Below are 20,248 nucleotides of genomic sequence, written 5' to 3'. Positions count from 1 at the left end.
CCCCTAGCCGGCCGCCCCTTAACTACGGCGAGCTCGGTGCCAGGACCGGGCATCTGGTCCGCTCGCTGCGCAGGCTCGGGATCGGACCTGCGGATCGTATTGCCGTTGCGCTGCCGCGCGGGGCCGACAGTGCGCTGGCGCTGATCGCCGTTGCGTCGGCCTGTGCCTGCGTTCCCGTCAATCCCGATCTGACCGCGGACGAGCAGCAACGCTATTTCAGCGAATTGAAGCTGAGCGCGTTGGTCACCCGGGCCGATATGAATTCAGCGAGTCGCGACGTCGCCAAGATGCTTGATCTCGCGGTGATCGATTTCGTGCCGGGTCCGGACAACGATCTCGGCGGCTGCGAATTCCTTGGCCCAACGATCGGACCCGCGAATGCCAGCGGCGTCTCGGGCGGCAACGACGACGCGTTCATCCTCCTGACGTCGGGCACGGCCGCGCGGCCGAAAATGGTGCCACTGACGCATCGCAACGTTTGCCTGTCCGCCACCAATGCCGGCCGCGTGCTGTCGCTCACGTCCCGCGATCGCCTGCTCAACGTGTTGCCGCTGTTCCACGCCCATGGTCTGATCTCCGGCCTTCTGACCGCGCTCGCCGCGGGCTCGAGCGTGATCTGCACCAATGGTTTTGACGCGTCGTCCTTCTTCGGCTGGATGCGGGAGTTGCAGCCGACCTGGTACACGGCGGTGCCGACCATTCATCGCGTGCTGCTGACGGCGGCGCAAGCCGACCCGGACCGCGTCCGGTCATCGTCGCTGCGCGTGATCCGCTCGGCCTCGTCCTCACTGGCGCCCACGATCCTCGAAGGGCTGGAGGCGATGTTCGGCGTCCCCGTGCTCGAGACCTACGGCATGACGGAAGCGGCCTCGCAGATCGCAGCCAATCCGTTCGAACTGCGCAAGGTCGGATCGGTCGGCCGCGCCGCAGGCCCCGAGATCGCGATCATGGACGAAGCAGGCCGTGCGCTTGCGAGCGGCCAGCATGGCGAGATCGTGCTGCGCGGGCCGAACATGAGCCGCGGCTACTATAATGACGATGCGGCAACAGAGGCCGCCTTCCGCAACGGCTGGTTCCGGACCGGCGATCTCGGCTACCTCGATAGCGACGGCTATCTCTTCATCGTCGGCCGCATCAAGGACGTCATCAACCGAGGCGGACAGAAGATCTCGCCCCTGGAGGTGGAAGAGGTCCTGTTGAGTCATCCAGCGGTGCTGGAGGCCGGCGTGTTCGCCATCCCGCACCACAAGCTCGGCGAGAACGTCGCCGCCGTCGTGGTCATGCGGCCGAATTCGGAGGCGAGCTCGGACCAGTTGCGGCAATTCGTGCGAAAGCGGCTCGCGGCCTACAAGGTGCCGAGCCTGATCCGCAGCGTCGCCGCGCTGCCCAAGGGCGCGAGCGGCAAGGTCAAGCGCAACGCGCTGGCCGAGCTGATCGCGACGCCCAGGGACGGCGACGAGGCACACTTGCCGCGCAACGCGCTGGAGACCCAGCTCGCGGACATCTGGGCCAATCTGCTGGAGCTGCCGCAGATTAGCGTCGAGCAGGACGTCTTTGCGCTCGGCGCAGACTCGCTCGCGGTGACGCAAATGCGCTCGCGCCTGCGCGAACGCTTCAACGTCGACTTCTCGTTCGAGGACATTTTCGATTGCGCCACGGTGACTGCGCTCGCAGCCCGGATCGAGACCGCCGCGGCCCTTCGCGAAACGATGTTGCCGGCCTGGCACCAGGCTGCAGCCGCGGAAGCAGACTCGCCGCTGTCGTTCCAGCAGCAGCGGATGTACGTGCTCTCGCGGCTCGATCCGACGCGCTACAATTATAATGTCGTCGAAGTCGCCGTGTTGAGGGGCCAGGTCGACGCCGCCGCGCTTGAAGCGAGCCTCGCAGCAATCTGCGAACGCCACGACGTCCTGCGCTCGGTCTTCGTCGAACGCCACGGCGAGCCGGTGCAGCGGGTGCTTCGAACCGCAGCGCGATTCGAGCGGATCAAGCTCAAGCCTTGCCCGGCGGACAAGCGGGCCGCGGTGATCCGGCGCAAAGCGCTCGAGCTCGCGCAATACCAGTTCGATCTGGCGTGCGAGCCGCCGCTGAAGGTCTCGCTGCTCTCGTTCGACAGGAACAGCCATGCGCTGGTGGTCAACGTTCATCACCTCGTGACCGACGGCTGGTCGCAACGGCTGTTCTGGGAAGAGCTTGCCGTCCATTATGCCAGCGCACGCAGGCAAAGGGCGGCGGCACTGCCAGCGCCCTCCTTCCAGTACCGCGACTTTGCCTTGTGGCAGCAGAGCTGGGCGCAGACGCCGGCGGTCAAAGAGCAGCTCGATTACTGGCGGACACAGCTCAACGGAATGACGACGCTGCCGCTGCGGGCCGACCGCGCAAGGCCGGAGGTCTGGAGCGGCCGCGGCGCCCGTCATTATCTCGAATTCACGAAGGCCCTATCAACCGATCTGAGAGCGCTGAGCCAGGATCAGGGCGTCACGCCGTTCATGACGCTGCTCGCGGTGTTCCAGTGCCTCCTGTTCCGGCACACCGGACATGAGGACGTGGCGACGGGCTCGCTGATCGCGAACCGCAACCAGATCGAGAGCGAGCGCCTGATCGGGCTGTTCGCCAACACGCTGATCCTGCGCAACGATTTTGGTGGCGACCCGACCTTCGGCGAGTTGTTGCGGCGGGTGCGTCAGGTCACGCTCGATGCCTACCGCAATCAAGATCTTCCAATCGAGGAAGTGCTGCGCGCGTTGCAGGTCGCGCGCCGGAGCGACGGCAATCCGCTGTTCCGGATCATGTTCATCCTCCAGAACGCGTCGATCGAGGCCGCACGTTTCCCCGGCCTGTCGTCGCGCCGGCTGGAAATCGACCCAAAGGTCGCACGCTTCGACATCACGCTCGAGCTGGTCGAGGCCGACGGCCGTTTCACCGGCTTCTTCGAATACGCCGCCGATTTGTTCGACGCAGCGACGATCGAGGACATGGCCGCTCAGTTCAAGACGCTGCTGAAGGCCGTCATCGCCGATCCGGAGCAGCGCATCTCGCGCCTTCCGCTCCTGACGGCGGCCGAACGCCGGCAGCTGCTGACTGTGGGCCACGGCGTTCGCGCCAATTTCACCATGCGCGGCAATCTATGCGAACGCTTCGACCGCCAGGCGAGGCGGACACCGAACGCGGTGGCGGTGTCGGACGGGCGCGCCTGCTTGAGCTATCGCGAACTGGCCCATCGCAGTCAAGCGATCGCGCGCTGGCTTGCGCGCGAGGGCGTCGGCGCCGAGACGGTGGTCGCCTTGCTTGCGAATCGCGGAGCCGACCTGCTCGCCGCAATGATCGCGATCCAGCGGGTGGGCGCGGCCTTCCTGAATCTCGATCCCGACCAGCCGTCGGCGCGACTTGCGACCATCCTCGGTTCGAGCTGCGCCCGCATGCTGCTGACCGGACGCGCGCAGTCCGCCATGGTCGAAGCGCTGCTCGAGCCTCTGGTCACACGTATCCAGGTGGCGGAGCTAGAAGACGCCATCGCGCTCGGATCGACCAAACCGGCGCGTGCTGCACGGCGCATAGCCTCGAGCCTTGCCTATCTGATCTATACCTCCGGCTCGTCCGGCGCGCCGAAGGGCGTCATGATCGAGCAGCGCGGCCTGTCGAACCATCTGGCCTCGCTCATTTCCGAGCTCCGCCTCTCGGCCAGGGACGTGATCGCGCAGACCGCGCCGCAGAGTTTCGTGATCTCGGTCTGGCAGTTCCTCGCCGGCCCGATGGTCGGCGCGCGCGTCCATGTCTGTGGCAACGCAATCGTCCAAGACCCCGCGCTGCTCGCGGGGGAAATCGAACGCGAGGGCATCACGGTGCTCGAGATCGTTCCCTCGCTATTGCGTGTGATCCTCGAACGCATCGACGAGTCGGCCATCCAGCGCGCCTTTGCGCGGCTGCGCCTCCTGATCTCGACCGGCGAGCCGCTGCCCGTCGACCTCTGCCGCGCCTGGTTCGTCCGCTTTCCAAAAGTCCCGCTGATCAACGCCTATGGCGCATCGGAATGTTCCGACGACGTCTCCCTGCATCGGCTGACCAAGGCGCCAACGGCGGCGACCGCCAATGTCCCGGTCGGCGCGGCGCTCCCTAACACCCAGCTCTACGTGCTCGATTCGAACCTGGAGCCGCTGCCGGTCGGTGTGGTCGGCGAGCTCTGCATCGCCGGCGCTGGCGTCGGCCGCGGCTATATCAACGATCCCGCGCAAAGCCGGCAGCGCTTCCTGCCCGATCCGTTCGCGCGCCAGGCAGGTAGCCGGCTGTACCGGACCGGCGATCTCGCCCGCCGCCGCGCCGACGGGACGATCGAATGCCTCGGCCGCGCCGACCACCAGGTCAAGGTCCGCGGCTACCGCATCGAGCTCAAGGAGATCGAGAACGCGCTTGCCGGCCATCGTGCCGTGCGCGCCGGCATTGTCGAGCCGCGCCGCGAGACGAGCGGCGATGTCAGGCTGATCGCCCATATCGTCCCTAAGGTCGGCGGCCGAATCAACGCCAGCGAGCTGCGCGATTTCCTCAAAAGCCGCCTGCCGGGCCATGCGATCCCGTCCGCATTCCTGTTCCTGGAGCGGATGCCGCTCAATGCTCATGGCAAGATCGACCGGTCGGCGCTGCTGGCGCCCGCGCAACAGGACATCGCCGCGGCGGATGCTAGCGTGCCAGCACGCCGCTTCACTGAAAAGGTCCTGTCCGACATCTGGATCGACCTGCTGAAGGTCGAAAGCCTCGGCGTCACTGACAATTTCTTCGATCTCGGCGGCCATTCTCTACTGGCGGGCCAAGTGATGGCGCGTGTCGCTCGCGCACTCGGCGTATCGCTGCCGATCAAGACCATCTTCGAGGCACCGACGATCGAACAGCTTGCCCGGCGGGTCGATGAGGCCGTGGCGGCGAAGCCGCACACGCCACAGGCAAGTGCCGCCCGGCTGGCCGATGGCGGTCCGCCCACGCTCTCGATCGCGCAGGACCAGATGCTGCGGATCGAGCAGAACCTGCCGGGCCTCCCGCTGTTCAACCTGCCTTTCGCTTTCCATCTTGAGGGGCCGCTCGACGCGGCTGCCCTGGCGCACGCGATCGATGATGTCGTGCGCCGCCACGAATCGCTGCGGACCAGTTTCGGCTGGGACGGCGAGGAGCCTGCCACCCGCATCGCCGCACCGGGCACACCCCGCCGGGTGCTGACCGTCGAGACCATCGGCGATGGTCACCAGCACAACAATAAGCGGCGCAAGGCGCTCGAACTCAGGAAGATCAAGCTCCTGACCGAACAGGAGACCTATACCCCGATCGACATCACGCGCGCGCCGCTGTTGCGCGCCCGGCTGTTGCGGCTCCACGACGACGACCACGTGCTGCTGCTGACGCTGCACCACGCAATAGCCGACGGCTGGTCGATCGGCGTGCTGCTCGAGGAATTGTCCAACCGCTATGCGGCGCTGGCCGGATATCCATCGGTGCCGCTGCCGAAGCTGCCGCTGGCCTTTTCAGACGTCGCGCGCTGGCAGCGCTGGTGGTGCGGCACGGAGGCGGCTCGCCGGCAGGCGACCGAATGGACGGAGACCCTGCGCGGCGCCACCCCCGTCTTCGACGGCGAATCAAGCGCAAGCGCGTCCACCGGGCATCATCCGGTCAGTCTTGAGCGCGAGCTGATCGCGCGGCTGACGGCATTCGCGGGCCAACACAATGGCACGCTATTCATGTGCCTTCTCACGGGTCTGAAGACCCTGCTGCTGGCGCGAACCGGTCGCACCGACATTTCAGTCGCCACCGCCATGGCGAATCGCAGCCAGCCGGACACCGACCGGATCGTCGGCCCGTTCGAGAACACGGTGATCGTGCGCACCCAAATCACGCAGGACCTATCGTTCGCGCAAGCCTTGGCCAGAGTGCGCCAGAGCGTGCTCGAGGCACATGCGCGGCAAGAGCTGCCGTTCAACGTCATGGCCGACCATCTGGAGCAAGAGGGGATCGATCCGGCTTCGCTGCTCCAGGTCTATTTCACGCTGCAAAATCCGCTGCGCCGGCCGCTCGACCTGCCTGACATCACGGTACGGTCCATTGGAAATGTCGCGCGCGAGGGCCAGCCGGTGCTGCCGATCGACCAGACCTGGCTGTCGCTGATGCTCAAGGAGCGCCCGGCCGGAATCACCGGTTCGTGCAACTACAAGCGCGAGCTGCTCGACGGCCGCCTGGTCGGCGAATGGATGGAGGACCTCGTCACGCTGCTGGCGGCAGCGGTCGCCCAGCCCAATACGCCGCTCGGGCGGTTGCTCGATCGCAGGGCGGCTTGAGCAGCCTGAATTCGCACCGGGCGAATACTGGTTCACTCGCCAGAGCTGTGAATGATCAAGTTGCATCTTGATTATTTGGCGTTCGCCGCGCAAGATTATTCTCGCGTTTTGATTTGGACGATTATTTTCAACCGGGGGAGTTTGTTATGGGTTTCATCAAATTTACCAAGGGCACCTCGTTGAGCGACAAGGACCGCAAGGCCCTCCAGAAGCTGCTCGCCGCCGAGAAGAAGAAGCTTCAGGCTGCGCTGAAGGACGTCGATGCCAGCATGGCGGTGCTCGGCGGGAAGAAGGCCAAGAAGAAAAAGTAAGACTCGTCGGCCGGGACGCCGCACGAATCTTCGGAGAACGGTCGCACGCCTGTCGGGCTGGGGGGCTCGCACAAGCTTGCGTCCGTAAACCGTCCAGCAATTGACACGAATCTGCCCCGGGTGGACCGCTAGAACTGGGTCCGCGCAGTTGGTTCTTGTTCAGTTGACTTCTTTCGTCAGAGCCGGGGGGTGGGGCCTCGGCCTGACGTCATGGGCCTTATTGATGGCAGACGACGGAATTGAACTGTTTGTCGGACTGATCGAGAGCATCGACACGCCCGGCGTGGTCGATGCGTGCCGACGCTTGCTCTCGATCGAGGAACGGGTGCGGGCAGAACTTTTCATGTTCGAGCGGCATCGGCGGCAATATATCTTCGCACACGCCTTGCTGCGCCTCGCGCTCTCGCAGGCCGCGCCAAATGTCGCACCCGCCGACTGGTCGTTCGCGACTGGCCGCTACGGGCGGCCCTTTGTCGCAGCGCCTGCGACCTCGACCGCGCTGCATTTCAGCCTGTCCCACGCCGACGGCTGCGTCGCCTGTGTCGTATCCAGGCACGAGGCGGTCGGCGTCGACGTCGAAACCGTGTCGCGGCGGGTGGCCCCGCTGTCCACCGCGCTTCGGTTCTTTGCGCCGGAAGAGATCGAAACCCTGCGCGGACTGCCGGAGCCGGCCGCGATCGAGCGATTCTTCGATTACTGGACGCTCAAGGAGGCCTATTTGAAAGCCAGGGGCTTCGGGCTCAACCTTCCGCTCGACGCGTTCGCGATGCAGGTGTCGCAAGAGGCGATCGGGATCAGTTTCAAACCCGATATCGCCGACGATCCCCGGGGCTGGCGCTTCCAGTTATGCTCGCCGTCGCCTTCGCATCGCCTCGCAATCGCGGACGGCTCGCGTGCGGCCGGCGGTCTTCCCATCAGCCGTCATGCCTGGCCGCTCCAGCAAGCGGCTGAATGATGCCCCCGCGGCTTCGCGTCTTTCCTGCGATTTCGCGGAACCGCGACCCCAAAAGATACGTCGGCGAATTGATGCGGGTCGCGCAATTTGCCGACCGCAATGGTTTTGAAGGCATCCTGCTGTTCGAAGGCAACGACGTGTTCGTCGAGCCCTGGGCTATGGCCCAGCACATCATGGCAGGCACGACGCGGAGCTCGGCGCTGATCGCCGTCAACCCCGTCTACATGCATCCGTTCACGGCGGCGAAGTTCGTCTCGTCTTTCGCGCAGCTCTACGGCCGCAAGATCTATCTCAACATGATCACGGGGACCGCGGTCAGCGACTTGCAGGGACTCGGCGACGACCAGTCGCATGCCGACCGCTACGTCCGGCTCGGCGAATTCGTCGCGCTGGTGCGTCAGTTGCTGTCGAGCCTACGGCCGGTCGATTTCGAGGGCCGGTTCTATCGCGCAAGCAGCTTGCAGCTCCGGCCGCGCCTGCCGGCCGAGCTGATGCCGGAATTCTTGATCGCGGGCCAGTCGGAGGCGGCGCAGCGCGTGGCGAAGGAAACCGGCTGCATCAAGATGCAGATGCTGCCGCCCGATCTCGATCGCGGCCTCGCTACGCCCGGGATGAATTTTGGAATTTTTGCGCGAGAGAGCGCCGACGAGGCGCGACAGGCGGCGAAAAAGCGCTTTCGCGACAATCCCGACGATCGCGAGCTGCTGTCGCTCACGATGGAAAACACCGACTCCGTGTGGAAGCGGCACCTCTATGACGGCCAGAGCGCCGAGTTCCAGGACAACGGCTACTGGCTGTTGCCGTTCCTGACCTTCCAGGCCGACTGCCCCTACCTCGTCGGCAGCTACGCCGAGATCGGCGCGAGGCTGAAGGATTTCGCGGCGAACGGCCTGAGCACGATCATGCTCGACATGGTCGCCGACGAAGCCGAGATGCAGCACGTCTGCAAGGCGCTGGCGGCGAGCGGGGTGTTTTGAGAGTCCTATTCCTCTGCAAGCAAGCGGCAGGGCTATCGCACTTGAGGGCGGTCTTCCTGCGGCCCATCCTTCGAGACGCCCGCTTGAGGCGGGCTCCTCAGGATGAGGATGGAGTGCGCGGCAGCAGTGTCAACGAGCACCGATGCCGACGAGCCTCGTCCTGAGGAGACCGCGGAGCGGTCGTCTCGAAGGACGAGGCGCGCGCTCAGGCAGCCCCCAAAACGTCATATGCGAGAGCCCTGCCGCAAGCGTCGAGAGGCGCTCACCTCAGCGCGCTTCCTCGAATCCCGCCAGCACCGACGTGAGATTCGCGCCGAGAATATCCGAGAGATAGCCGCCCTCCTGCACGAACACGGTCGGCAGGCCCATCTTCGCGATCGCCTGGCCGATGCGGCGGAAGCCCGGCGTGGTCACGGCGAGGCCCTTCAGCGGATCGTGTTCGGAGGCATCGAGGCCGAGCGCAATGACGAGCGCGCCGGGCGCAAAGGACTCGATCGCCTTGCGCGCGACATCCATCGCCTGGATGTAGCCGTCGTCGCCGGTGCCGATGGCCAGGGGAATGTTGAGATTGGTGCCGAGGCCCGGCCCCTCGCCGCGCTCATGGGCATAGCCCCACACGTAAGGATAATACGCGACGGGATCGGCATGGATTGATACCGTGTAGACGTCAGATCGCGCGTAGAAAATTCCTTGCGTGCCGTTGCCGTGATGGACGTCGACGTCGAGGATCACGACGCGCTCATGCTTGGTCCGCAGATGAGCAGCGGCGATCGCGCTGTTGTTGAGGAAGCAGAAGCCACCGGCCATGTCGCGATAGGCGTGATGGCCGGGCGGACGGCAGAGCGCGTAGGCCGCATCCTCGCCGTCCATCACCATCTGCGCCGTCGTGACGGCAACGTCGGTTGCCGCGCAAGCCGCGGCCCAGGTGCCGGGGCCGATCGGCGCCGCGGTGTCGGCGGTGTGCCAGCCGAGCTTGCCAATGATATGCGTCGGATAGGTCGCGGCATGGCGCACGGGATGGATGTTGCCGATCATCTCCGGGCCGGAATCGCCGAGCGCGGTCCAGGCGTCCCAGGCTTCGCTCAGGAACGACAGATATTCCGGGCTGTGAATGCGCGCGCGGGGGCCCTGGCCGAATTTGGTCGGCTCGACCAGTTGATGCTTGCCGTCCTTCAACCCCTTGAGCAGCCGGTCGGCGCGCTCGGGCTGTTCGGTGGTGCGCTTGACGACACCGCGCACCAGGAAGAATTGCGGATCGTGGCTGCGGTGCAGTTCGGTATGGACGGCTTTCACTCAACACTCCGTGGTCGCAATGCTCTTTGACGTGCCACGGATGTCTTGATCCTCGCGGCGGCCAGATGCAAGCAAGAAGAATGCCGCTGCTGCCTCGCCGCTCTGCGCTGGAAGCAGACCGGGTTCGAGTCCCTTGCGTTCAGCAGCGTCCGCGCTGAAGGCAGTGCTCGCGGCCAGGCTGATCGGTCCGGAACGACTCGATGAAGCCGCCCTGGCGCTGCGTGACGAAGACAGTCTTGCCGTCGCTGCCGCCAAAGGCGAGGTTGGTCGGCTCCTTGCCCTTCAGCACGATCTCGCGCTCGACCGCACCGTTGGCCTTCATCAGCGCGATCGTGCCCTTGAGAATGCGCGCGACGTAGAGGCGGCCGGCGACGTCGGTGCGGATACCATCGACGGTATCGGGTTGAAATGCCTTGACCAGCTTTGCATCAATGAGCGCATTGCCGCTGATCGCGTAGGACCAGATCTGGCCGCTGCTGGATTCGCCGACATAGAGCGTCTTGCCGTCCGGGCTGAGATCGATGCCGTTGGTGGTCCCCATCGCGCGCGGCGCCGCCATGACCTGCCCCTGCACCGATCCGTCAGCGGCCTTGGCAATGCGCCAGATGTGGCCTTCCCGACCCTTCCAGTTCGGATCGCTCGCATAGATCGTGCCGTCGCGGGCGAGCGTGATGTCGTTGGGCTGGCTCATCTCGTCGGAGTGAAACCAGACGACCGGCTCGGCGGCGCCCTTCGGGATCGCGAAGATGTTGTGCTTCTTGTAGTCGGCGATGAACATGGTGCCGTTGCGATCGAAGCGGATCGCGTTGCCGACGCTGCCTTCGGGAAGTGCCGAAAATTGCTGCGAAGCCGCGCCGCCCGCAGGCAGCCTGCCGATGGTGCCGGGCTTGGCAAAATTGACCACGAAGAGGTTGCCCTCAACATCGACGGCCGGCCCCTCGATGCCGAAAGTGTATTCGCCAGGAGGCGTCACCTGCACGCTTTCGAACAGCCTGGTTTCGGCCCGGACCGGTGCCGCCGCGAGAACGAGAAGGATGCTACTGCACAGGCACCAGAAATTCCTGCCGGATGTAATAGCCATCGTCGTCAGTGCACTCGCCATCGAGATATGGATCGGCCGGCCGGAAGAATCGGCTGAAGCCGGGTTTGTCTACAGCGCTCCTTTGTGTCACGACGACGACCTTGCCGGCCGGCATTTCGCCGCATTCCTTGTTCGCCTTGCCAAAGAATTTTCGCTGCGGCGGACCGGACTTGATGCGCATCCGCGCGCCCGGAACCATTTTCGCAACGAGCAGGTCTGCCGTCTCGAGCAGGCCCGCATAGCCGGGCTCGGTCTTCGGCAATTTTTCGCCGCCGGGCGGCATCAGTTTCTCAGCGCCGAGACCGCGCAGCCGCGTGCGCAGCTTGCCGGAGGCGGGATCGCCTGGATAGATCCAGCCATCTTGCGACAGCATGAAGCGCAGCACGGTGGTGTCCTTCTCGGCGTCCGATTGTCCGGCCTTCAAGCCGAAATCGGAATGGCAGCCGAGGCAGTGCTTTTCGACCAGCCCCTTGCGCAGCGTGGTGAGCCGGATCCTGTTCTGCGCATCCTTGGCGACGAATGCCGAGAGCTGGTCGATCAGCGCCTGACTGCGCATGTCGCAGGGCAGCGGCTCCGGGACATCGCCAACAGCGCGATCGATGCGGATCACCGTCTGGTTCTTGTCCTCGACCAGCCAGATCGCGCCATCCTCCGCGACTGTCATGCCGACCGGCGCGCCCTGCGGCCGGGCACCGTTGACGCGGTGCCAGCCGGCGATCAGCTCCTCGAACGGCGCGGCGGCGACTTCGCCGGCATCGATCTGAAAGCTGTGGGTCGGATCGGCCGCGCAGCTGACGTGGTAACGCACCGGCGGCGGGCTTGGCTTCGGAAAGCCGTGATCGTCGACATCGTAGACGAGGACGCGGCTGCCGGTCGGACGATAGCCGTGGAGGCCGACGAGGAGCTTGCCTTCCAGCTCCGGGAATTTGGCGCCGTGGTAGTACAGCATCGCGAGCGGCGCGCCGTGCGGCGGCATCAGCGAGAATGGCTGCTTGTAGAGCGCATTGGCGGTGCAGAGCGATTTGTAGACTCCGGATTGCAGCACGAGTTTGAATTCGGCGCTCGGCGTCGACAAATCGTAGCAATAGGGCCAGCCGTAGTGCCTGCCCTGCTCGATCGCGTTGAGCTCCTCGTTCGGCTTGAAGATATCAGGCAGGTCGCGGCCATTCTCGCCTTGCAGGAAGGCGTAGCCCGCATCGGGGAAATTCGGGTGCAGCGCCAGCGCCAGTGAATTGCGCAGGCCCCGGGCGTAAACCGCGTGCGGCGGATCGGGATCGTTCGGCTTCAACTCCGGAAAGACGCCGCCCGCGGGCGGCGTGAACAGCCAGATCGCAGCCATCGCGGAGGCGCCTTCGGCCGCAGCGCAGGGCCGGTTTATCGGCGCCAGCGTGATGCAATCGTCGCTGTGCGATCCGACATTGACGAACAGCCGCCCGTTCCTATCGAACACGAACTGCTTGAGCGGATGCGCACTCTCGTCGAGCCTGGTGCCACCGGGCAGCGTGATCCGCCGGCCGGGCAGATGGCGGATGATGGTCTCGACGGTGCCGCGCGGATTGTCCGCAAGCGGATCGAACCGGAAGATTGTCTCCGCGGTCGAGGCATAGAGCTTCCTGTCGGGGCCGATCACGAGGCCGAACGGATATTCGATCGCAGTCAGCAGCTCCTTGAACCGCTTGCCTTGCGCGGCATGCGGATCGAGCAGCAGCAGCCGGCCGTCGGCGTGGCCCCAGCCGCCCATGTCGGCGACCACGAACAGATCGTGGCCGGGCACCTGGATGATCGAACGGGGAAACTTGAGATGATCCTCTTCGCTGGCGACGAGACCGGCGCAAAACCCCGCCTTCATGTCGATCGGGATCCTGGAAAAGCCGAGATCGCCGCTGCCGCAGCTTTCCGTGCCGATCGCATAGCCGCTTTTGCGAAGCGGCTGCGAAGACGCCACCGAGGCGAGACAGACCAGGACTCCAAAGACCAGGACTCCAAAGACCAAGGCTCCAAAGACCAAGGCTCCAACGAAGGCGGCGACACATGCGCGCAGGCTTGGGCGCTCGCACCAGAATATGAGGCGATTCACGGCGATCTCCCGGACTTTCCCGTCGAAAGTCCAGACTTCCATGGTGGAAGGACGCCGTCCAGTTGATCATCACCCCGCTGTGATCAAACCCCCAGGGGTCTTCGTTCCGACCAATCTCCGTAGATTCCCTTACCGGGCTTGGCCCGAATGTCTTTCGGTCGTTTCGGATGGTATCGGTTTGCCGTCCAAGCCGCTCTCTACAGGAGGCGTATATGGTTCAGATGTATTTCCACTGCTCCAATACCGAAGGCACGCTGGTCGATCGCTACGGCACCGCTGTCGCCAATCTGACCGAGGCGCGCGATCGCGCCGACCAGATTATGCGCTCGATGATCCTGACGCCGAGCAACGAGGATTGGCGCGACTGGGTGATCCATGTCAGCGGCGATGACGGCGAAGAGATCTTCGACCTCCCCTTCACCGCCATGCTCGGCAAGCCGCATTGAGGTGATGCCGTGCTGCTCGCTTCATTGAGCCTGCTCCGCCAGCCCCTCAGCTTCGTCGCCGCCAAATGGCAGACGCTGGTGAGGACTGCAGGCAACCCCTACCGTCCCGAACTTCACTACATGCGCGGCCCCGGCCCGAAATGGCGCGCCAAGTATCAGGCCAGCCGGCTGGACCGCCCGCTCTGATCGCTGCGGCTTCGTCTCTTTTTTAGCACTGCTCCCGCAAACTTGTCATGCCCGGGCAAAAGCGCGAAGCGCGTCTTCGCGCCAGATGTCCCGGGCATCCACGTCTCGCGGCAATCGCGAAAGCGCGTGGATGGCCGGGACAAGCCCGGCCATGACGACGCGGAGACAATGTGCCCGTCTCGACGGCTCTGTAGCCGCGCCATCCCGCGCTTGTTTCACACCAGCCATGTCGCTTCTCCCTCTGGATGTTCTCGTTGGCCGCAATGTGCCATTGTCTGCGCGCTTCGCCGATCGCGGAGCCTCGACATCAACGCAACGAAGCCCCGACCGACATCATGCCTCATCAATTCAGCCGCGCCCAACACATCCGCAAACCCGCAGTCAAGGCCACAAGCGGCATCGTCGCCGCGCAATCGCGGCGGGCGGCCGAGGTCGGCGCGCAGGTGCTGACGGCCGGCGGCGATTGCGTCGACGCGATCGTCGCGACCACCTTCGCGCTGAACGTGCTCGAGCCCTGGATGAGTGGCATGGGCGGCGGCGGCGCGATGGTGCTCTACCGTGCCACGGAAAATCGCTACGAGGTGATCGACTACGGCATGTGCGCGCCGCAAAGCCTGCGCGTCGCCGACTATCCGCTCACCGGCGAGGGTGCGGCCTCCGACCTGTTTCCCTGGCCGCGGGTGAAGGACGACCGCAATATTCACGGCCCCGGCTCGATCGCCGTGCCCGGCGTCGTCGCCGGCATGGAGGAGGCGCATCGCCGCCACGCCAAATTACCATGGAAGGATCTGCTGACACCGGCCGCGACAATCGCCGGCGAAGGCCTGCTGGTGGACTGGTGGACGACGCTGATGATCGCCAGTACCGCGGCCGACCTCAGGCGCTATCCCGCCAGTGCGGAAACCTTCCTCAAGGACGGCCTGCCGCCGAACGCGCCCTGGGGCATCAAGGCCGAGACGCGGCTGCCGCAGGAGAAATTGAAAGCAACGCTGGCGCATCTCGCCTCGGCCGGTCCGCGCGATTTCTACCAGGGCGATCTCGCCAAAAGCATCGCATCCGACATCAGGGCCGACGGCGGCTCGCTGTCGGTGGAGGATCTCGCCGCGTTCCGCGCCCATCTGCGCGAGCCGCTGGCGATCCCCTATCGCGGCGGCAAGGTGTTTGCGACGCCGGAGCTCACGGCCGGCCCGACGCTGGCGCATGCGCTACGCCTGTTGCAGCAGAACCTGAAGCCCGCAGGCGCGCCGGACGCGGCGACCTATGCCGAATACGCGCTTGCCTTGCAATCGGCTTATCGCCAGCGGCTGGGCGACATGGGCGATGCCGACGGCAAGCGCTCGCTCGGCGCGGAATATCTGGCACCGGCCTGCACCACGCATTTCTCAGTGGTCGACCGCCACGGCAACATGGCGGCGGTGACCCAGACGCTGCTCTCGACCTTTGGCTCAAAATATGTGACGCCGCACACCGGCATCCCCATGAACAACGGCATCATGTGGTTCGATCCGACGCCGGGCACGACCAACTCGCTCGCCCCCGGCAAGCGCTGCCTCACCAACTACACGCCCGTCATTGCCGAAACCAGGCATGGCGGGCGCCTTGCGATCGGCGCCTCCGGCGGCCGCCGCATCCTGCCGGCGGTGATGCAGCTCGCGTCATTTGCGATGGATTTCGGCATGGACCTCGACACCGCGATCCACCAGCCGCGCATCGACGCCAGCGAAGGCGCCGTCGTGATCGGCGATAGCCGCTTGCCCGCGGACGCACGCAAGGCGCTCGCGGCGCGCTTCGACTACGAGGAGACGCAGGTGCAGGCGCTGCCGATGAAATTCGCCTGCCCAAGCGTGGTGATGCGCGAGGGCGACGTCAACTCCGGCGCGGTCGAGATTTTTCAGCCGTGGGCGGAGGCGGTCGCGGAAGGCTGAGCGTCATGCTCCCTCCACATTTACAGGGAACTCACCTGTCCACAGTTCGTTCATTCGACGGACAAGTGCGCTCGCCTTGGTGGAGGACATGATGAAGAAACTTGCGCTAGCTGCGTCGCTGATCATAGCGGCCGGATTCACGCTAACCAGCCCAGCTTTTGCCAAAGGTGGCCACGGCGGCGGCCATGGACACGGTCATGGCCACGCGATGGGCCATCATGGCCATGGCACGCCGCCAGGATGGTACCACGGGCGCAAGGTCGGCTGGCGCGGCATGGGCTGCCCGCCCGGTCTGTGGAAGCAAGGCCGCTGCTGAAATCCCGGATCTGAACGACACGGCGCCGCCCTCACAGGGGCGGCGCAATGCTTTTAGATTCCCAGCCGGTCCCGGACACGGCCCGCGATCACCGCGCTTGTCACGCCCACTGGCCAGAACGCGTGCATCGGAATCGGCTTGATGCCGGTGATCGGCATGTCGATCTCGGCATTGGCGCCGCCGATCAGGCGGCGCGCGAGCTGGGCGCCCATCGCGGTCGACAGCGCAACGCCGCGGCCGTTGCAGCCGAGCGAGATCAAAATGTTTTCGGCGGGCTCGTGCACGTGCGGATAATGATCCTTCGTGATGGCCAGGCGGCTGTTCCAGCCGTGGGTCCAGGAAACGCCTTTGAGCTGCGGCCATAGCCGCTCGGCGTAGCGGATCAGATAGGCGACGTCGGAGGGCGAGCTGATCCAGCGCATCGGGCCGCGGCCGCCCATCAGCAGACGGCCCTGCTGATCGATGCGATAGTAGACCGTGATGTGGCCGCTCTCATAGAGAACGGGACGCGTCGGCATGATCGAACGGGCGACCTCGTCGGAGAGCGGCGCGGTGGCGGCGATCGAGGAAAACACCGGAACGATGGTGCGGCGGAGTGCCGGCCAGAGATCGTCAGTAAAGCCGTTGGTGGCGAGCAGCACCTTCTCGGCATGCACGACCGCACGCGGCGTCTCGATGCGCCACCGGCTGCCGTCGCGGCGCAGCGACAGCGCCGGCGTCTCGCCATGGACGCCCGCGCCTGCCGAGATCGCGGCACGCGCAAGGCCGCGGGCATAGCTGAGGGGATGCAAATCGCCGCCGCGCGTGTCCAGCATGGCGCACAGATAGCGATCGGTGCCGGTCATCTCGCGCAACTCGTCGCGGTTCAGGAGCTTCACCGGCATGCCGCGGCGGATGCATTGCTGCGCGGTCTTGTCGATTGCCGCCGCGCTCGCTTCATTGTAGGCCGCGCGCAGCGTGCCGTTCTGCCGCGCCTCGCAGGGGATCTGATAGCGGCGGATCAGCCCGTGGGTGAAGTTCGTGGTGCCGTAGCAGAAGTCGATCATGCGGCGGCCGAGGTCGGGGCCGAAGTCGGCCTCGATCTGATCGGGATCGTGCTTGAGGCCGGGATTGGTCTGACCGCCATTGTTGCCGGATGCACCCCAGCCCGGCTCCTGCGCCTCCAGCACCAGGGCCCCGACGCCCTGCTCGGCCAGATGCAGCGCGGTGGACAGGCCCGTAAAGCCACCACCGATGATCGCGACGGAGACGTTCTTGTCGGCATCGAGCGGCGGCGTTGCGGCCGCCGCGACGGCGGTGTCGGCATAGAGTGACGGCGGCAACGGCAGGCGGGCGGGCGCGTTCATGGCAAGGACCGATCAGAGCAGATGCAGCACGCGGCGCAAAAAATCCTGCGTCCGCGGATGCTGAGGTTGATTGAGGACGGCCTTGGCCTGTCCCTGCTCGACGATGACGCCGTCGTCGATGAACAGCACGCGGTCGGCGACATCGCGGGCAAAACCCATCTCGTGGGTGACGACGACCATAGTCATGCCGTCGTCGGCGAGCTTGCGCATCACGCCGAGGACGTCGCCGACCAGTTCCGGATCGAGCGCCGAGGTCGGCTCGTCGAACAGGATCGCCTTGGGCTGCATCGCCAGCGCGCGCGCGATCGCGACGCGCTGCTGCTGGCCGCCGGAGAGCTGCGGCGGGTGCGCGTCGGCCTTCTCGGCAAGCCCCACCTCGGCGAGCAGCGCCCGGCCACGCTCGAGCGCAACGGCGCGCGGCTCCTTCTTGACATAAAGCGGACCCTCGACGACGTTTTCGAGGACGGTGCGATGCGGGAACAGGTTGAAGCGCTGGAATACCATCGAGACCTGGGTGCGGATGGCGACGATCGACGGCGCATCGCGGTCGACCTTCAAGCCCTCGACGCTGATCTCACCGCGGTCATAGCTCTCGAGCCCGTTGATACAGCGCAGGATCGTCGATTTGCCGGAGCCGGAGGGGCCGACGATGCAGACCACCTCGCCTTTGTGCACGGAGGCCGAGATGCCCTTGAGCACCTCGTTCTCGCCGAAGCTCTTGTGGACGTCGGTGAGCGCGATCATTTCTTGCCCACCCGCTTTTCGAAGTGGCGGACCAGCAGGATCAGCGGGATGCTCATGGTGAGATACATCAGCGCCACCAGCGTGAACACATTGGTGTTCTTGAAGGTCGAGGAGGCGATCAGTTTGCCTTGCAGAGCGAGCTCGGCCACCGTGATGGTCGAGGCCTGCGAGGAATCCTTCAGCATCATGATCATGACGTTGCCGTACGGCGGCAGCACGATGCGCACCGCCTGCGGCAGCACCACGCGGCGCATGGTGAGCCACCAGCCCATGCCGATCGACTGCGCCGCCTCGACCTGGCCCTTGTCGATCGCCTCGATGCCGGCGCGGAAGTTTTCGGCTTGGTAGGCCGAATAGGCGATGCCGAGCCCGAGGATCGCGGCCTGCAGCGCCGACAGCGTGACGCCAAGATCTGGCATCACGAAATAGAGGTAGAACAAGAGCACGATAATCGGAATGCCGCGGATCACGTTGATGACGCTGGCGCTGATCGTCGACAGGACCTTGATGCCGGACACCCGCATCATCGCCCAGACCAGGCCCAGCACCGTCGACAGCAGCAGCGAGCCGATGGTGACGACGATCGTCAGCGCGACGCCGTTCATCAGGATCGGGAAAAACTCGACGGTGTCGTGCCAGAAGCCTCTCATCGGCCAGCCTTCACCGATCAGCCTTTCTCATCATCTAGCCTTGCGCCTTCTGGCCCCATTTATCGAGGATCTTGTCGATGGTGCCGTTGGCCTTCAGCTTGGCGAGCGAGGCGTTGATCTTGCCGAGCAGTGCGGTCTCGCCCTTGCGCACACCGATGCCGACCGAGCCGACGGTGACGGGCTTGTAGCCGTCGACCAGACGCACCTCGGGGAAGCCGCCTTGCTTCAAATTGTAGGCGAGGATCGGGTAGTCGGCGTAGCCGGCCTTGAGGCGGCCGGTGTTCACGTCGCGCAGGATGTCGGGGATGGTGTCGTAAGCCTTGACCTCGGCAAACAGGCCGGACTTCTTCAGCGCGTCAACGAAGGCGGTGCCGACCTGGGCGCCGACGGTCTCCCCTTTCAGGTCTTCTTGCGTGGTGTACGCCTTGGTGTTGCCCTTCGGCACGACCAGCCCCTCACCGTAGGTGTAGATCGGATCGGAGAAGTCGACGACCTCTTTGCGCGGCGGCGTGATGAACATCGCGGCGGCGATGATGTCGATCTTGCTGGACGTCAGCGACGGGATCAGCGCCGAGAACTGCATCGGCTCGATCTGCACGGTGAGACCGGCATCCTTGCCGATCTCGGTGATGAGATCGACCATGATGCCCTGGATGGTATTGGTCTTGGTATCGAGGAAGGTGAAGGGAATGCCGGTCGGCGTCGAGCCGACCTTCAGCACCTGCTGCGCCGAAACCGGCATCACGGCGAACAGCGCAAGCGCCGCGATCGCGGACTGAACAAAACGCTTCGACGGCATCGCATCCCCCTTTAGGTCCGGCCGGTGGCGGCACTCGCGCGTGTCGTGATCTCAGACGTTGCGGGCCACGCCGTTTCGGCCTATTTTCACCAATATGAAAATTTGGTCACACTTTGGCGGCCGGCGCAAGCGGTTTTCATGCACATGAAGGAAGCGGTTTGACGTGAGCGGTGGCAAAAGATTGCGCAAACCGGCCGCCGCAAAGCCGGCGCGGAAGCCGGAGGCCAAGACTATCGCAAAGCCGGCCGAGCCGGCGATGGACGTCGCGGTCGGCCGGCGCATCCGCGATCTCAGACGTGTCAGGCGGTTCTCGCTCGAAACGGTCGCAGCGCGCACCTCGCTTTCGATCGGCTTCCTCAGCCAGATCGAGCGCGGGCTGTCGTCACCGTCGCTGCGCGTGCTGGCGACGCTCGCCGACGTACTCGGCGTCGGCATCGCCGCGCTGTTCGGCGCGAGCCCGAACAGCGACGGCGCATCCGATCAGGTGGTGACGCGCGGATTGCAGCGGCCCGAGCTGAAACTCTGGCGCACGGGCGTTTCCAAGCAATTGCTGAGTCCGGCCGGCGCCGACAACCGGCTCAATTTGTTCCTGGTGCACCTGGAGCCGGGCGGCTCCACCGGCGACGAGCTCTATACCCATGACGGCGAGGAAGCCGGCCTCGTGCTCGAAGGCGAGATGATGCTGACGGTCGATACCGAGACCTGGTCGCTGAAGTCGGGGGACAGCTTTCGCTTCGCCAGCCGGAGGCCGCACCGGTTTTCCAATCCGGCGGATGATACGAAAGCCGTCGTGCTGTGGGTGAACTGCGTGACGGGAGCGGGATAGTT

General features: G+C 65.2%; 16 protein-coding genes. 9 read left to right on the top strand and 7 right to left on the bottom strand.

The window, feature by feature from the left end; all coding sequences use genetic code 11:
* The 4 genes from GWG65_RS35915 to GWG65_RS35900 form a co-directional block, all read left to right on the top strand.
* A partial coding sequence (locus tag GWG65_RS35915) for a non-ribosomal peptide synthetase (protein ID WP_275200168.1) occupies positions 1–6,314 on the top strand: 6,314 nt, incomplete at its 5' end.
* A 146-nt stretch (positions 6,315–6,460) separates the two neighbouring features.
* Positions 6,461–6,625 carry a hypothetical protein gene (locus tag GWG65_RS35910; RefSeq protein ID WP_275200167.1) on the top strand — a complete coding sequence of 55 codons (165 nt, stop codon included), beginning with the start codon at positions 6,461–6,463 and terminating at the stop codon, positions 6,623–6,625.
* A 223-nt stretch (positions 6,626–6,848) separates the two neighbouring features.
* Positions 6,849–7,580: a 4'-phosphopantetheinyl transferase superfamily protein gene (locus GWG65_RS35905; protein WP_275200166.1), complete on the top strand. Its 732-nt coding sequence runs from the start codon at positions 6,849–6,851 to the stop codon at positions 7,578–7,580.
* Positions 7,577–8,557, top strand: a complete 981-nt coding sequence (locus tag GWG65_RS35900) for an LLM class flavin-dependent oxidoreductase (RefSeq protein ID WP_275200165.1) — start codon at positions 7,577–7,579, stop codon at positions 8,555–8,557. The genes GWG65_RS35905 and GWG65_RS35900 overlap by 4 nt, the downstream gene beginning before the upstream one ends.
* A 267-nt stretch (positions 8,558–8,824) precedes the next feature.
* On the opposite strand, the gene GWG65_RS35895 is transcribed toward GWG65_RS35900, so the two are convergent.
* The 3 genes from GWG65_RS35895 to GWG65_RS35885 all read right to left on the bottom strand — a co-directional run bounded on the left by GWG65_RS35895 (position 8,825) and on the right by GWG65_RS35885 (position 13,008).
* The gene (locus GWG65_RS35895) at positions 8,825–9,850 is read right to left on the bottom strand and encodes a histone deacetylase family protein (protein WP_275200164.1); all 1,026 of its coding nucleotides are present in this window, start codon (positions 9,848–9,850) and stop codon (positions 8,825–8,827) included.
* 139 nt (positions 9,851–9,989) lie between these two features.
* On the bottom strand, positions 9,990–10,931 hold the full coding sequence (locus GWG65_RS35890; protein ID WP_275200163.1) for an SMP-30/gluconolactonase/LRE family protein: 942 nt from the start codon (positions 10,929–10,931) through the stop codon (positions 9,990–9,992).
* Complete coding sequence (locus GWG65_RS35885; protein ID WP_275200162.1) at positions 10,888–13,008, bottom strand: PQQ-dependent sugar dehydrogenase; 2,121 nt, start codon at positions 13,006–13,008, stop codon at positions 10,888–10,890. Before GWG65_RS35885 ends, GWG65_RS35890 begins: the two co-directional genes overlap by 44 nt.
* A 212-nt stretch (positions 13,009–13,220) precedes the next feature.
* Here GWG65_RS35885 and GWG65_RS35880 point away from each other — a divergent pair, with 212 nt between their 5' ends.
* From GWG65_RS35880 to GWG65_RS35865, 4 genes are all read left to right on the top strand, one after another.
* Positions 13,221–13,454 carry a hypothetical protein gene (locus GWG65_RS35880; RefSeq protein WP_275200161.1) on the top strand — a complete coding sequence of 78 codons (234 nt, stop codon included), beginning with the start codon at positions 13,221–13,223 and terminating at the stop codon, positions 13,452–13,454.
* Positions 13,455–13,463: 9 nt separating this feature from the next.
* Positions 13,464–13,640, top strand: coding sequence for a hypothetical protein (locus GWG65_RS35875; protein WP_275200160.1), 177 nt, complete (start codon positions 13,464–13,466; stop codon positions 13,638–13,640).
* A 335-nt stretch (positions 13,641–13,975) separates the two neighbouring features.
* Positions 13,976–15,565 carry a gamma-glutamyltransferase gene (locus GWG65_RS35870; protein ID WP_275200159.1) on the top strand — a complete coding sequence of 530 codons (1,590 nt, stop codon included), beginning with the start codon at positions 13,976–13,978 and terminating at the stop codon, positions 15,563–15,565.
* Positions 15,566–15,653: 88 nt separating this feature from the next.
* Positions 15,654–15,881, top strand: coding sequence for a hypothetical protein (locus tag GWG65_RS35865; RefSeq protein ID WP_275200158.1), 228 nt, complete (start codon positions 15,654–15,656; stop codon positions 15,879–15,881).
* 53 nt (positions 15,882–15,934) lie between these two features.
* Here the strand turns inward: GWG65_RS35865 and GWG65_RS35860 are convergent, their stop codons facing one another.
* The 4 genes from GWG65_RS35860 to GWG65_RS35845 are packed head-to-tail and all read right to left on the bottom strand — an operon-like array spanning position 15,935 to position 19,420.
* Positions 15,935–17,227 carry an FAD-binding oxidoreductase gene (locus GWG65_RS35860; protein ID WP_275200157.1) on the bottom strand — a complete coding sequence of 431 codons (1,293 nt, stop codon included), beginning with the start codon at positions 17,225–17,227 and terminating at the stop codon, positions 15,935–15,937.
* Positions 17,228–17,239: 12 nt separating this feature from the next.
* Positions 17,240–17,971: an amino acid ABC transporter ATP-binding protein gene (locus tag GWG65_RS35855; protein ID WP_275200156.1), complete on the bottom strand. Its 732-nt coding sequence runs from the start codon at positions 17,969–17,971 to the stop codon at positions 17,240–17,242.
* Positions 17,968–18,621, bottom strand: a complete 654-nt coding sequence (locus GWG65_RS35850) for an amino acid ABC transporter permease (protein WP_275200155.1) — start codon at positions 18,619–18,621, stop codon at positions 17,968–17,970. Before GWG65_RS35850 ends, GWG65_RS35855 begins: the two co-directional genes overlap by 4 nt.
* Positions 18,622–18,655: 34 nt before the next feature.
* Positions 18,656–19,420 (bottom strand): ABC transporter substrate-binding protein, encoded by a 765-nt coding sequence (locus tag GWG65_RS35845; protein ID WP_275200154.1) that lies wholly within the window; start codon positions 19,418–19,420, stop codon positions 18,656–18,658.
* A gap of 163 nt (positions 19,421–19,583) precedes the next feature.
* On the opposite strand from GWG65_RS35845, the gene GWG65_RS35840 reads away from it, so the two are divergent.
* Complete coding sequence (locus GWG65_RS35840; RefSeq protein ID WP_275200153.1) at positions 19,584–20,246, top strand: XRE family transcriptional regulator; 663 nt, start codon at positions 19,584–19,586, stop codon at positions 20,244–20,246.
* Positions 20,247–20,248 lie beyond the last annotated feature (2 nt).

Origin of the sequence: Bradyrhizobium sp. CSA207 (assembly GCF_029051685.1) — a bacterium.
GTDB lineage: Bacteria > Pseudomonadota > Alphaproteobacteria > Rhizobiales > Xanthobacteraceae > Bradyrhizobium.
The sequence above is the reverse complement of the archived record's forward strand: the minus strand, read 5'-3'. Positions and strand labels throughout refer to the sequence as shown.